We start from the raw sequence: 13,052 nt of genomic DNA, 5'->3' as shown, positions 1-13,052 counted from the left end.
CGGCTTGAGCAGAATCCCCTGATGGCAGGCCAGCGCATTCCCGGTGCCACCAGCCCCACGCTGCGCGAGCCGGTGGGCTGGGGTGAGCCGTTCGACCTTCGCTCGGCGCTGCCCGGGCCGACGGGCCTGGTGGCCACCGGCATTGGCGCCGGCCTGGAAGGCTTGCCGGACAAGCGTGGCCAGTCGCCGCGGCCCAGCGTGCAGCCGGTGCGCCGGCCCACACCCGAGGGCGAATGGCGCAGGCTGACGGTCAATGAGCGCGACATGGCGCGCACGCTGTTCGGCAACTCGGTCGACTACAACCGCGTGAAGGTGCACAACGAGGAGTACCTCTGGTTTGGCCTGCAGCCGGACGACACCGCGATGACGCCCAACGGCGAGATGTATTTCAACCCCAAGCGCTTCAAGGAAGATTTCGCGCTCGCCGGCTTCAGCGATTCGCTGTGGTTCATGCACGAGATGGTGCATGTCTGGCAGCATCAGCTGGGCTACCCGGTGATGCTGCGCGGCGCCATCCGCATCGGGCTGGGCTACGACTACACGCTGGATGCGAAGAAAACGCTGGGCGACTACAACATGGAGGCGCAAGGCGATCTGCTGTCCGACTATTGGGCCGTGAAGAACTTCAGCCGCCCGCCCGAGATGCACCAGACCAAACACATCAACGACCGCGCCTTATTCGAGACCGTGCTGCGCCTGTTCATTGCCAACCCTTCGGACAAGCGCAATCTGCCATGAGGCTCGCCGGGCGCCCATTCGTCGCGTTACTGGCCGGCCTGTTGGTCTCGGCCGGCGGCCAGGCCGCTTCCAGCAAGGGCTCGGTCGAGGTCACGGCCGATGGGGGCCTGCCTTGCTTCGCGTTGTCGCAGCGCGAGCTGGCCGGCCCGATGCGCGTGTGGACGCTCAGCATCAGCCACGGTGAGCGCACCGACTGGCGCTCGCTGCCGCCCGAGGACTGGGGCTTCTCGTTCGGACCGCCCGGCGGCGCGGTCCAGCTTCGGCCGGAGGCCTGCCTGCGCTATGGCGCGCTGCCACCAGGCGCCACCCAGCGCACCGCCGCCGCGCCGCTGCAGGCCGGCACGCTGTACCGCGTCGAACTCGGCGCGCAGCCCGAGGCTGGTGCCGATGGCACCGTGGCCTACGAGGCCCGGTTCTGCGTCAAGCCTGGCAAGGCCAGTGGCAGTGCGGTCCAGCCTGTGCTGTGGGACGAAACCGCCCGGCGCTGGCGTACCGAGGACTGCGCTGCGCCTTGAAGGCCGCCGGTGGCTGAAGTGGCCGGGGTGACTTTGGTCGCTTTCGCGTGCGAAGCGGCCTGCGTACCGTAGGACCTCACTCGCGCCTGCGCCGCTTCATGCCGTCTGCCTCGATCACGCTCAGCTCCCCGCTGCCCCCTGACGACCTGCTCTTCGAATCGATGTTCGACGGCTGTGGGCTCAGTGTGCTGGGCGAGACGCAGCTGGGCCTGCTCAGCGAGAAGCCCGACATCCTGTCAACCGACCTGCTGGGCAAGACCGTGAGCGTGGCCGTCACGCTGCGCGATGGCGGCAAGCGCTACTTCCACGGCCATGTGACACGCTTCGGCATCGGGCCGCACCGGGGCCGCTACCACGCCTACCAGGCGACAGTGCGCCCCTGGCTGTGGTTCCTCACCCGCACCACCGACTGCCGCATCTTCCAGGACCTGACGGTGCCGGACATCGTCAAGAAGGTCTTCGAGGACCACACCGCCATTGCCCATTTCGAGTTCAAGCTCTACCGCAGCTACCGGCCGTGGGTGTACTGCGTGCAGTACCGCGAGACCGACTACAACTTCATTGCCCGCCTGCTGGAGCACGAGGGCATCTACTGGTACTTCGAACACACGGCCACCGAACACAAGCTGGTGCTGGTGGATGCCTATTCCGCGCACGACCCTGCGCCTCACTGCGAACGCCTGCCATACCACGAGAACACCGACCAACTGCCGCCCGATGCCGACTACGTGTCGAACTGGTCGTTCAGCTGCGGCGTCAAGACCGGCCAGGCGGCGCTCACCAGCTACGACTTCGAGCGCCCGGCCACCAGCCTCGCGGTGAAGGCCACGCAGCCCCGCGGGCATGACCTCGACAAGCTGGAAGCCTTCGACTACCAGGGCGACTACCTGCAGGTGGCCGATGGCACCCAGTACAACGAAGACCGCCTGACCGAGCTGCAGAGCACCTATGTCAGCATGCGCGGCGCCTCCAATGCCCAAGGCCTCACCACCGGCCATGTGCTGACGCTGGAGAAGCACCCGCGCGAAGACCAGAACATCAAGTACCTGATTTCGGCGATGCGCACCAACGCCGTGGTCGACGGCTACGAGAGCCAGGGCGGCGCGCCTGGCGGCTACCAATGCACCTTCGATGCCATCCCGGCCGACCAGCAGTTCAGGCCGCCCAGGCAGACCGCCAAGCCCTTTGTGCAAGGCCCGCAGACGGCAGTGGTGGTGGGCCCCTCTGGCGAAGAAATCTACACCGACAGGTACGGCCGGGTGAAAGTGCAGTTCCACTGGGACCGCTACGGCCAGCACAACGAGACCAGCTCGTGCTGGGTGCGCGTGAGCCACCCGTGGGCGGGCAAGAATTTCGGCGTGATGCACGTGCCGCGCATCGGCCAGGAGGTCGTGGTCGACTTCCTCGAAGGCGACCCCGACCAGCCGCTGGTTACCGGCCGCGTCTACAACGCGATGCAGATGCCCCCTTGGGACCTGCCCGCCAATGCCACGCAGTCCGGCATCCTGACCCGCTCCAGCAAGGGCGGCGCCTACGGCACCGCCAACGCCATCCGCTTCGAGGACAAGGCCGGCGCAGAGCAGCTGTGGATCCACGCCGAGAAGAACCAGGACATCGAGGTCGAGAACGACGAAACCCACTGGGTCGGCCACGACCGCAAGAAGACCATCGACAACGACGAGACCGTGCATGTGAAGCACGACCGCACCGAGACGGTGGACAACAACGAGACGATCACCATCGGCGTGAACCGGACCGAGAAGGTGGGCAGCAACGAGAAGATCACGATTGGCGTCGACAGAAGCGAGAAGGTCGGCAACAACGAGACCATCGTGATCGGCGTAAACCGCAACGAGACGGTCGGTTCAAACGAGACCATCAGCATTGGCTCGAACCGCAGCATCACCGTTGGCAGCAGCGAAACGGCGACCGTCGCGATGCAGCGCACGCACACCGTGGGCGTCAACGAGACGATCACGGTCGGTGCCGCGCAGGAGGTCACCATCGGTGCCATTCAGGCCATCACGGTCGGCGCGAGTCAGACAACGACTGTCGGCTTGAACCAGAGCAATTCGATCGGCGCGAATCAAAGCACCGATGTAGGCGCCAAGCAGAGCACCAGCGTTGGTTCGGACCGTAGCGTCTCGGTAGGGGGCGCGCAGTCGACCTCCGTCGGGAAGAAGCGGAGCACCTCGGTCACGGATGACGACAGCCTTAGCGTGGGCAAGAACCTGGTGATAGACGCTGGTGAGTCGATCACGATCAAGACTGGCGGTGCGAGCATCGTGATGAAGAAGGATGGAACGGTAGTCATCAAAGGGAAAGACGTGTCTGTCGACGGTTCGGGGAAGATCAACGTCAAGGCTTCGAGTGACATCGTCATCAAAGGCAGCAAGGTAGGTCTCAATTGACGCGTCGGGGGATCGCATGAGGGCATTTGTGGAGCCGGAAGTCACCGCGGCCGAAAGCAAGCCTGGGGACGCCTCATTGACCGAGCTGCAAGCCAATCCCTTGCTGTTCGGACAGTCGATGTCGTGGCCGCTGGTCGCAACCGTGGTCGCCTTCGACGAGAGCGGGTCACCGATGGTCGACATGCCAGACGTCATGCCGGGCCGCCTTGTGAGCGCACGCAGCACGGTGCCACTGCCACCTGGACGTTGCGAGGGCGTGATCGTGCTGCTGGAGCGCGGGGATCCTTTGCGTCCCATCGTCGTCGGTGTCATTCAGCCAGCGGGGATAGAACGGCAGCCTGAAGCCGCGAAGAGCGTCGCGGTGAGCGTGGATGGGCGTGCGCTGCAGATCACCGCTCAGCGGGAGCTGGTGTTGCGTTGTGGCCATGCCAGCATCACGCTCACCGCCGCTGGCAAGGTGTTGGTTGACGGGCGCTACGTGGTCAGCCGTTCGAGTGGGGCCAACCGCATCAAGGGCGCGGTGGTCGACATCAACTAGGTCGCACCATGTGGCAGATCCTGAACGCCACGCCGTTTTCTGCAGCTCAGTCGTGGATCCGGGGGCTTGATGGCGCCGAGACCTGGCTGGTTGTCGTGAAGGCGACGTACGATGTCTTCTCAGATGGCACCACGGCCCCCGCGTCGGTACAGCCACCGCCGGTGCGCACGCCGGAGTACTGGGAAGATGCTCCGGGCGTTCTGCGCTACGAGAACGATTTCGTGCTCGCGAAAATAACGACTGACATCGTCATCAACGGGACTGCACATTCACCTGGCGGGCAGCCAGTCGGCAGCTTGGACGTAGGCTTTCGCGTCGGTGGCGTGGGCAAGCGTCTTCGCGTGTCGGGTGACCGGCAGTGGGGCTCAAGCGGATCATGGCGTCCCGCGCCGCAGCCGTTTGTCCTCATGCCGATGCGCTACAGCCGAGCTTTCGGCGGCGCTGATTCCGCATCGAGCCGACCGGACAAGGACTGGTACTGGCCCAATCCGGTAGGTACCGGTTTCGCGACCTCTCGCGCCAATGCGGTCGGCCGGGCCTTGCCCAACGTTGAATATCCGCATGCCATGGTCGAGGCCTGGAGTGATCGCCCGACGCCGGCTGGGTTTGGCTTCATTGGCAGTCACTGGCAGGCGCGCGCGCATTTTGCCGGTACTTACGACGAAGCTTGGGAGCGCGATCGGCAGCCGTTGTTGCCCAGGGACTTTGATCCGCGGCACTGGCAGTCTGCACCATCAGATCAGTGGAGCCCCGAATTTCTACGTGGGGGTGAAGAGGTGGCGTTGCTGAACCTGACGCGGGAGGGCGTCACGCGCTTCGTCTTGCCCAGCACGCGGCTGGCGTTGCGCACACGCTTCATGAACGGGGATCGCATTGACCATCCACCGCCAAGCCTGCATACCGTCATCATCGAACCCGATGCGGCGCGCGTGTCATTGGTGTGGCACAGCGCGCTCGAATGCCATTCGCGTGTGTACCAGCTAGACCATACGCGGGTTGACATGCGCGATGCGCAGCTGACACATCAGGAAGAAGACCTGGAGGCGCTGCTTGGACCTTGACCGCGCTGCCGCGATTTGCGGACTGGGTGCAGCGACCGCCGTCGGCCAAGGTGCCTGGTCTTCGGCCGCCGCTGTGAGGGCTGGTGTGGCTGGTTTTATCCACCATCCCTTCATGGTGGACTCCGAAGGCGAGCCGATGAAGGTTGCTGCATGCGGCTGGCTTGCCGATCAGCCCGACACGGTCATGCGAATGGCGGACAACCTTTGTGCCTCGATTGCCGAGGCCATGGAACCGTTACGAGAAACGAATGGCCTGGTGGGGCTCGCCGCGCCATTGCTGCTCGTCGCGTTGCCCGCGGAGCGTATTCCTTTCGATGATTCTCTTGTGGCTCGTATCAGGCGGCATTTGAGCGCGGCATTCCCACGTGGTTTCGCGCACATGGAGATGCTTCGGTCGGGGCATGCGGGTGGATTGGTGGCGCTGGAGACAGCCTTGGCGATGGTGCGGACGCAGCAGCGCCAGCCGGTGATCATCGCCGGTTCGGATTGCTGGCTCGACCCCGACACGCTTGAATGGCTGGAGGAAACATCGCAGTTGCATGGCGCTGGCGAGCGCAACAACGCATGGGGCTTCATTCCCGGCGAGGCCGCGGGGGCCGCGCTCTTGCTGTCGAGCGCAGCCGCGAGGGCTGTCGGGATCGCGCCGCTGTCCTACCTTGTGGCAACCGGCCTGGGCAAGGAGGACAAGCTGATCCGGAGCGGCGAAGTGTGCTTGGGAAAGGGGTTGTCGCGAGCCTTTGGTTCGGTGTTGGAGGCTTGGCCCGGTGAGCAGGTCACCGACGTCTACTGCGACATGAATGGTGAGCCCTACCGCGCAGATGAGTATGGTTTCACGGTCACGCGTACGCGGCAGCGTTTTCGCGCGGCCAGTGACTTCATCGCACCTGCCGACTGCTGGGGCGATGTCGGCGCCGCGTCGGGACCGTTGGCGGTTGTGCTCGCGACCATCGCGCAGTTGAAGATGTATTCGCGTGGACCGCTCGGCTTGGTCTGGGGCAGCTCGGACGGTGGGGAGCGCGCAGCAGCACTGCTTCGCGCGGCCAGCAATTGCTAGCGCGATGGCCACCGTAAAAGTCAATGGCACGCTGAACGCACTGGTGCACAAGGGCGGCAGTTGGATGTCGATCGCGACGGTGCCGGATGTTTGCAAGACGCCGACGCCGGGCGGTCCTGTGCCGATGCCATACCCCAACATCTCTCAGTCCAGCACGCTGTCTGACGGTACGACCACGGTCAAGGTGGATGGCGGCAACATGGCCGCGATCAAGGGCTCAAAGTTTTCGATGAGCTCTGGCGACGAACCGGGCACTGTCGGCGGCGTCAAGTCCAACACCTTCAAGCAAGCCTCTACCTGGATTCTCTATTCCTTCGACGTGAAACTGGATGGTCAGAACGCGTGCCGTTTTTCCGACAAGAAGTTGCAGAACAATGAGAACACGGTGGATGCCGCCGGTACGATCCCATTGGTCACGCCGATCATCGATGGTCTCGACGAAGTCGAGATGAAGTGCGGCGAGATAAATCAATACGGTGAACAGAAGAAGAAGACCGCCAAGGGAAAGCGGGCGCGAGACCACATCCCATCCAAGGCTGCGTTGAAGGAGCGAGCCAAAGAGCTCAAAGCCCAAGCAGCCAAGAGCAAGCGGAAGAAGGTGCCGCTGTCGAAATGCGAGCGCAAGGTGATTGACGATTCCGCCTTGACCATCGTGATCCCTACCCGTGCGCATCAGCGCGCCAGCCCCAGCTACGGGCAGTCCCGCGTTCAGGCTTCGCGCGATGCGCAGAACCTGCAGGGCGCGGCCAAGGGGGACACAGCGGCCATGATGAGCGACAAGGACGGCATCAAAAAATACGATGCGGCCTGTCAAGAGGCCTACAAGCAGAACGCGGAAAAGATTAACAACATCACGAATGAGCAATACGATTCATGGCTTAAAAAATGCCTTGATGCATGCAAGGCCTGAGCCGACCCACTCCCTGGAGTTCATCGATGAATGCCGAAGACTTCCTCTTCTACCTGGGCAAGACAGACGACACCGAGGACATCAAGATGTTGCTTGCACAACTCGGCGTCAAGAAACATCCGAAGGTGAGGCGTGGCGATATCGACGTCTACGTTGAACTGCCAAAGAAGGGTGTCACGCTCGTTTTTGAACTACCCGAAGACGGCAAGACAAGTCTGCTCTCGCTGACCGACGTTCAGCTGTATGCCGGCCTTCCAATGCAGGACACTGACAAGTTCCCCGGCTCGCTGCCCGAGGGGCTTGAATTTTCCGATTCGTGCGATGAAGCACGCCGAAAACTGGGCCCGCCACCAGGAGGTGGTGGAGATGGCATTGACATCTGGGAACGCCCTGCGTATTCGCTGATTGCCGAATATAGACGCGACCTTTCGAGCATTGCCCTATTGCATTTGAGCGTTCCAGAAGCCGAGTGATGCCGAGTGGACGCAACGATCATGGGCGGTGATTCGCTTTTGGCACTGCTTGGTCGCCCGATTGAAGATCAAGGCGTTCAGGACTGCCTTGAGCGCCTTGCCCGTGGCATCCAGCCCGAATTGGATGCAGAGGACCGAGAGGTCTACGTGGACTGGATCGTTCTTAATGAGCTGGGCCTCGAGCTTGGATTTGATGACCAGGCATATCTGGAGGCACTCGATCCCACCTTGCGTCGCCAAGGGCCCGTGCTGTTCTCTCAGGTCATCTTTCATGCAGATGGCCCTGTCATGCGAAATTTTCCTTTCAAGTTGCCTTTCGGTCTGTCGCTGGACGACGCCCGGCAGGCCACCCGCACTAGACTCGACGCCAAAAGTTCTCAACGGCGCTCATACCTAAGCGACTTCTGGCGCATTGCGGGCCTCGATGTGACGGTGGCCTATCGCGATGCCGGCCATGCGATTCAATCAGTCTATTGCCGCATGCCCGAGACGCCGTGGGCGTTGGACTCTCACACCAGGCTGTTGCCAACTCCCGAAGAGTTCAGGAACCTGTTCGGGCTTCGCTGGTCGCAACTGCAGTTGCGGGCCGCATTGGCGATGTTCGGAATCGACCGTCATCTTGCGAGCGTCAGGCGTGAACACGTGGCGGACATGCGCCGCGAGTACGGCATCGAGTTGTACTTCACCGAGGGTCGTCGGATCGTCGGATCGGACCGACGATATCCGAATGCCCAGGTTTTTTCCGCCGTCACCTACTACGCGGCGCGCGAGCTGGATTCGCTGTGCTGGACTGGACCCTTGCCGTTCGATCTGAATTTTTCTGACACGCAGCAAGATCTTGTGCGCAAGGTAGGACACCGACCGGTGGTTCACGAAGATGCCCTGCTCAGCGGTCATGCGGTTTGGTGCTTTGAAGACGGCACCGGCCTGAACGTGTTGTATTCCAACCTGGAGAACCGGCTGTTGCGCGTTACATGGATGGCGCCCGGCTTTTGGTCGAAAGACGAGCCGGAGGCGGTCGTTGATCACGGTGAGAAGGGCCGTGGTGCCAGGGCATGAGCAGCCATGACGAGGTCGAGCAAGAGAGCGCCGTGGCGGCGTTGGCTGATAGACGCCGGAAGTGAGCTGAACCTCATGCAGGCCAATGTCATTCTTTCGGTTCTTGGATCGGTCTTTTTGGTGCTCGGCATCTGGCGCTTCCTTTCGGCCGGCTATCGCATGGTGCCGCAGGCGCGTGCCTGGATGATCGTTGGGTCTGTCTTCCTTCTCGTTGCAGCCTGGCTGAACTTGCGGACGTAGCCGACGCCTGCCTTGACGCAAGGGGCGCCTCGGGTGCGCCAAATGACTTTCGTACATTGCCACCTCGCCTCATCCGCGGAACCATGCCCGAATGTCTTCCGCTCCCCGTCAAGACGGCCGGGCCGGCCATTCGTCTTCCCTGCCGGACGATGAGGCAGGCAATGTCGACCCCGATGCCACCCGCATCGCGCCCGCTGCCGCGTCCTTGGCTCAGATACCCGAGCACACCGCAGCCAACAGCAAGTCCGTCGGCCGCAATACGGTTTATCCGCAGACCCAGCGTCTGTCCAGCGATACAGCGTCGCCGGCGCCCGTCACCGGCACCCTGCCAGGCGGTCGCATCGCACCCGGCAATGAGGCACCTGTCCGCCAGGTCGGTCGCTACGAGATCTCGGAGCGCCTGGGCCGTGGCGGCATGGCCAGCGTGTTCCGGGCGCATGACCCGGGCATCGCGCGGGATGTGGCGATCAAGTTCCTGCATGCGTCCTTGTGCGAGGACGAGGAGTACCGGGCGCGGTTCCTGAGGGAGGCGCGGGCTTCGGGGGGCTTGTCGCATCCGAACATCGTCACCGTGCACGATGTGGGCGAGATTGACGGGCGGCCTTACATGGCGATGGAGCTGCTGGACGGCGAGTCGCTGGCGGAGGTGCTGGCGCCGGGGCAGCCGCTGCCGGTGCGTGACGTGGTGATCATGGGCATGCAGCTGGCGCGGGCGCTGGACTATGCGCACAAGCGCGGCATCGTGCACCGCGACATCAAGCCAGGCAACATCGCCCGCGTGCGCAACACGCTGGACATCAAGGTGATGGACTTCGGCATTGCGCACATGGAGTCGACCAAGGGCGAGCAGCGCACCCGCGTGGGCGACGTGCTGGGCACGCCGCAGTACATGGCGCCCGAGCAGATGCAGGGCGAGAAGATCGACGGCCGCTCGGACCTGTTCTCGGCCGGCATCGTGCTCTACCAGATGCTCACCGGCCAGCGGCCGTTCCAGGGCGACAGCGTGGTGAACCTGGCGCTGAAGATCGCCAAGGAAGACCCGACGCCGATGGCCAAGCTGCGGCCCGGCCTGCCGGCCTCGCTGCGCCGCGTGGTGGACCGTTGCATGGCCAAGGCACCCGAGCATCGCTTCCAGACCGGCGCCGAGCTGGCCGAGGCGCTGGGCCGGGTGCTGGCCGAGATCGACGAGGAAGCCGGTGCGGCGAACCGGCCGCGCATCGTGCCGCTGCGTGTGAAGTGGGCCGGCATGATGGCGCTGATCGTCGCGGTGGTGATGGCGCTCAGCGCCTCGCTGATCATCCAGCGCCAGTACGCCGCGATGATGGCGCAGGTGGCCGACTACGGCGCGGCGCTGGCGCGTTTCATCGCGGCGCAGAACGCGGTGGCGGCGCTCAGCGAGGATTGGGTGGCGGTGGACGTGTCGCTGCAGGAGGTGATGAAGACGCGCGACTTCCAGAGCGTGACCGTGGCCGACCGCGGCGGCGTGGTGCGCGCCTCCAGCCAGCCGGGCTTGCAGAACCTGCCTTACCAGCCGCCACCAGGCGAGTCGCTGGGCGAGCGTGGCGGCGTGAAGCTCTCGCGTTACCTGGCCGGCGGTGAGCCGGTGCTGGGTTTCGAATCCACCATCACCTTCCAGGGCAAGCCGGTGGGCCGGGTGGCGCTGGGGCTGCCGGAGCGGCCGCTGGAGCGCGTGGCCCGGCTGTCGATCACGCTGATGATCGGGCTGGCGGTGGTCACGGTGCTGGCGGTGGCGGTGGCGATGTTTTTCGTGGCCAACTGGTTCGCGCGGCCGATCAAGCTGATGACCGAGGCGTTGGGCGAAATCTCGCGCGGCCGCTACGACTTCCGCATCCGCGAGCAGCGCAAGGACGAGTTCGGCCTGCTGTACGCCACCTTCGACCAGATGGCCCAGGCGCTGCAGGAGCGGCACGCGCCTGCGGCGGCACCGACGCTGGCGGCCGCCGAAGAAGTGGTCTCCGCCGAGGAGAAGAAACAGGCGGCCGACGCGGGCGGTTCGCCCACCGGCGCCACGGCGGACCTGCCGCTCTGAGCCTCACGATGAACACCGTGATGGCATGGCGCTGCAAGGCGCTCTTGGCAATGGCCTTTGTTCTGGCGAGTTGCACTTCGACGCCGCCCGCGCCGCAGACCCCTCCGCAAGTGGCGACCGAGCCGACGGCTGCGACCGGCGTGGTCGCGCGCAGCGAGCGCCTGCTGGTCTACCTGCCGGCGCCGGGCGACAGCCTGCGCAGCATCGCGGGCCGGCTGCTGGGCGACGAGGGGCGCGACTGGCAGATCGCCGAGGCCAATGCAGGGTTGAGCAGGGCAGAGCCCGGCCGGCCGCTGGTGGTGCCGCTGCAGCCGCTGAACCCGCTGGGCGTGCATGCCGACAGCTACCAGACGGTGCCGGTGCTCTGCTACCACCGGCTGGGCACCGGGGGCGGCAAGATGAACGTCTCGCCGGCCCGCTTTGCCGCGCAGATGGAATGGCTGGTGCGCAACGACTACCGGGTGATCCGCCTGGGCCAGTTGGCCGACTACCTGGCGGGCCGCGAGGCGCTGCCGCCTCGCTCGGTGGTTATCACCTTCGACGATGGGTATGAGTCGACCTACCGCCACGCCTATCCGGTGCTGCGCCGGCTGGGGTTGCCGGCCACGCTGTTCGTCTACACCGACTGGATCGGGGCCGGCGAGGCGCTGAGCTGGGGCCAATTGCAGGAGATGGCGTCTTCCGGCCTGGTGGACGTGCAGGCGCATTCCAAGAGCCACCGCAACCTGATCGAGCGCACGGCCGGCGAGGCCGACGAGCGCTACCGGCAGAACCTGGACTTGGAGATTCGCGGCCCGCGCGAGCTGCTGGAAAAACGCCTGCCGGTGCAGGTGCAGCACTACGCGTACCCGTATGGCGATTCCAACGACCTGGTGCTGGACCTGCTGGCCCGCCAGCGCTACAGCCTGGCCGTGACGGTGAACCCTGGCGGCAACGCCTTCTTCGCGCAGCCGCTGATGCTGCGCCGGACCATGATCTTCGGCGACCACGACCTGGAAGCCTTCAAGGCCAGGCTGCAGACCAGCCGCCGCTTCGGGCCGGTGCCATGAGGTGCACCAGCGCCGGGCTTGCCGTGCTGCTGTTGCTGGCGGGTTGCGTCGGCACGCCGCCTGCAGTGCCGCCCGCGGAAGGCGGTGGCATCGCGGTCTTGCCGGACGCACTGACCGTCTTCGAGTCGGCGCAGCGGCAACGCGCACAGGAGCTGGAGCGCAAGGAACAACTGGCCGACGCGGCCTGGGCCTGGGAAGTGCTGGCCACGCTGCGGCCGGGTGAAGCGGAGTACCGCGAGCGCGTTGCCGCGCTGCGCCGACGCATCGACACGGCAGTCGCCGAGCGGCTGCAGCGCGGCCAGCAGGCCCAGAAGCGGGGCGACCTGGAGGCCGCGAGCACGCAGTACCTGGCCGCGCTTGCATTGCAGCCGCAACCCGCCCAAGCGGCCCAGGCGGCCGATGCACTGCGTGCCATCGAGCGCGAGCGCAACCGCCGCAACTTCCTGGGCCAGCCCTCGCGCATCACCATCGCGCGGCGCAATCCGGCCGAGTTTCTCCAACCCGTGACGCCGGCCGCACCGGGCCGTGCGGACAACGCAGCACCGGACCGCAACGAGCTGGAACACATCACGATGCTGGCCGCGCAAGGCGAGCTGGACGAAGCGCTGGCGCTGGCCGAGCAACGTGTGGCGGCCGACAGGCGCGACGCCGCGGCGCGCCAGCTGCTGGTCGACCTGTATGTGCAGAAGGCCGAGCAACTGGCCGCACGAGAGCAGAAGCCCGAGGCCATTGCCTGGCTGCAGAAAAGCCTGAAGTTGCCTGGCAACCACGCGCGGGCCACGGCGCTGATGAAACAGCTCAAGCCAGCCGCGCCGGTGGCGGCCGGTGCCGTGCCGGCCAAGGCTGCGGATGCCGCCCGCTCCGCGGGCACCGCGGTTGGCACGGCCATCAGTTCGCCACCTGACGCTGCGCCGGTGGACCGCTGACGCAACCGACGCGCTCCCGCGCCCCGGC

At 65.1% G+C, this 13,052-nt stretch carries 13 protein-coding genes; all 13 read left to right on the top strand.

Going from position 1 to position 13,052, the window contains the following annotated elements:
• Positions 1–21: 21 nt before the first annotated feature.
• Positions 22–738, top strand: a complete 717-nt coding sequence (locus tag LRH25_RS28930; protein WP_231013009.1) for a hypothetical protein — start codon at positions 22–24, stop codon at positions 736–738.
• Positions 735–1,253 (top strand): hypothetical protein, encoded by a 519-nt coding sequence (locus LRH25_RS28925; protein WP_231013008.1) that lies wholly within the window; start codon positions 735–737, stop codon positions 1,251–1,253. Before LRH25_RS28930 ends, LRH25_RS28925 begins: the two co-directional genes overlap by 4 nt.
• A 98-nt stretch (positions 1,254–1,351) precedes the next feature.
• Positions 1,352–3,664, top strand: coding sequence for a type VI secretion system Vgr family protein (locus LRH25_RS28920; RefSeq protein ID WP_141287632.1), 2,313 nt, complete (start codon positions 1,352–1,354; stop codon positions 3,662–3,664).
• A gap of 76 nt (positions 3,665–3,740) precedes the next feature.
• Positions 3,741–4,202: a DUF6484 domain-containing protein gene (locus tag LRH25_RS28915; RefSeq protein ID WP_141287633.1), complete on the top strand. Its 462-nt coding sequence runs from the start codon at positions 3,741–3,743 to the stop codon at positions 4,200–4,202.
• A gap of 8 nt (positions 4,203–4,210) precedes the next feature.
• Positions 4,211–5,263, top strand: a complete 1,053-nt coding sequence (locus tag LRH25_RS28910) for a DUF2169 family type VI secretion system accessory protein (RefSeq protein WP_141287634.1) — start codon at positions 4,211–4,213, stop codon at positions 5,261–5,263.
• A complete protein-coding gene (locus LRH25_RS28905) occupies positions 5,253–6,317 on the top strand; it encodes a beta-ketoacyl synthase (RefSeq protein WP_141287635.1) in 1,065 nt (354 codons plus the stop codon). Before LRH25_RS28910 ends, LRH25_RS28905 begins: the two co-directional genes overlap by 11 nt.
• A 4-nt stretch (positions 6,318–6,321) precedes the next feature.
• Positions 6,322–7,227 carry a DUF4150 domain-containing protein gene (locus LRH25_RS28900; RefSeq protein ID WP_141287636.1) on the top strand — a complete coding sequence of 302 codons (906 nt, stop codon included), beginning with the start codon at positions 6,322–6,324 and terminating at the stop codon, positions 7,225–7,227.
• A 26-nt stretch (positions 7,228–7,253) separates the two neighbouring features.
• Positions 7,254–7,700, top strand: a complete 447-nt coding sequence (locus tag LRH25_RS28895; protein WP_141287637.1) for a DUF6392 family protein — start codon at positions 7,254–7,256, stop codon at positions 7,698–7,700.
• 6 nt (positions 7,701–7,706) lie between these two features.
• Positions 7,707–8,759: a hypothetical protein gene (locus LRH25_RS28890; RefSeq protein WP_141287638.1), complete on the top strand. Its 1,053-nt coding sequence runs from the start codon at positions 7,707–7,709 to the stop codon at positions 8,757–8,759.
• A gap of 75 nt (positions 8,760–8,834) precedes the next feature.
• On the top strand, positions 8,835–8,999 hold the full coding sequence (locus LRH25_RS28885) for a hypothetical protein (RefSeq protein ID WP_170200858.1): 165 nt from the start codon (positions 8,835–8,837) through the stop codon (positions 8,997–8,999).
• Positions 9,000–9,090: 91 nt separating this feature from the next.
• Positions 9,091–11,049, top strand: a complete 1,959-nt coding sequence (locus tag LRH25_RS28880) for a protein kinase domain-containing protein (RefSeq protein ID WP_141287639.1) — start codon at positions 9,091–9,093, stop codon at positions 11,047–11,049.
• Positions 11,050–11,057: 8 nt separating this feature from the next.
• A complete protein-coding gene (locus LRH25_RS28875; RefSeq protein WP_231013007.1) occupies positions 11,058–12,098 on the top strand; it encodes a polysaccharide deacetylase family protein in 1,041 nt (346 codons plus the stop codon).
• A complete protein-coding gene (locus tag LRH25_RS28870) occupies positions 12,095–13,024 on the top strand; it encodes a hypothetical protein (protein ID WP_231013006.1) in 930 nt (309 codons plus the stop codon). The genes LRH25_RS28875 and LRH25_RS28870 overlap by 4 nt, the downstream gene beginning before the upstream one ends.
• Positions 13,025–13,052 lie beyond the last annotated feature (28 nt).

Origin of the sequence: Ideonella azotifigens (genome assembly GCF_021043325.1) — a bacterium.
GTDB classification, from domain to species: Bacteria; Pseudomonadota; Gammaproteobacteria; order Burkholderiales; family Burkholderiaceae_C; genus Ideonella; species Ideonella azotifigens.
This window is presented reverse-complemented; position numbering and strand designations above follow the sequence as displayed.

Excerpts from the sequence above, each read along its gene's own strand:
- LRH25_RS28930 (WP_231013009.1), top strand. The coding sequence starts at position 22 with ATGGCAGGCCAGCGCATTCCCGGTGCCACCAGCCCCACGCTGCGCGAG.
- LRH25_RS28925 (WP_231013008.1), top strand. The coding sequence starts at position 735 with ATGAGGCTCGCCGGGCGCCCATTCGTCGCGTTACTGGCCGGCCTGTTG.
- LRH25_RS28920 (WP_141287632.1), top strand. The coding sequence starts at position 1,352 with ATGCCGTCTGCCTCGATCACGCTCAGCTCCCCGCTGCCCCCTGACGAC.
- LRH25_RS28910 (WP_141287634.1), top strand. The coding sequence starts at position 4,211 with ATGTGGCAGATCCTGAACGCCACGCCGTTTTCTGCAGCTCAGTCGTGG.
- LRH25_RS28900 (WP_141287636.1), top strand. The coding sequence starts at position 6,322 with ATGGCCACCGTAAAAGTCAATGGCACGCTGAACGCACTGGTGCACAAG.
- LRH25_RS28895 (WP_141287637.1), top strand. The coding sequence starts at position 7,254 with ATGAATGCCGAAGACTTCCTCTTCTACCTGGGCAAGACAGACGACACC.
- LRH25_RS28885 (WP_170200858.1), top strand. The coding sequence starts at position 8,835 with ATGCAGGCCAATGTCATTCTTTCGGTTCTTGGATCGGTCTTTTTGGTG.
- LRH25_RS28880 (WP_141287639.1), top strand. The coding sequence starts at position 9,091 with ATGTCTTCCGCTCCCCGTCAAGACGGCCGGGCCGGCCATTCGTCTTCC.
- LRH25_RS28875 (WP_231013007.1), top strand. The coding sequence starts at position 11,058 with ATGAACACCGTGATGGCATGGCGCTGCAAGGCGCTCTTGGCAATGGCC.
- LRH25_RS28870 (WP_231013006.1), top strand. The coding sequence starts at position 12,095 with ATGAGGTGCACCAGCGCCGGGCTTGCCGTGCTGCTGTTGCTGGCGGGT.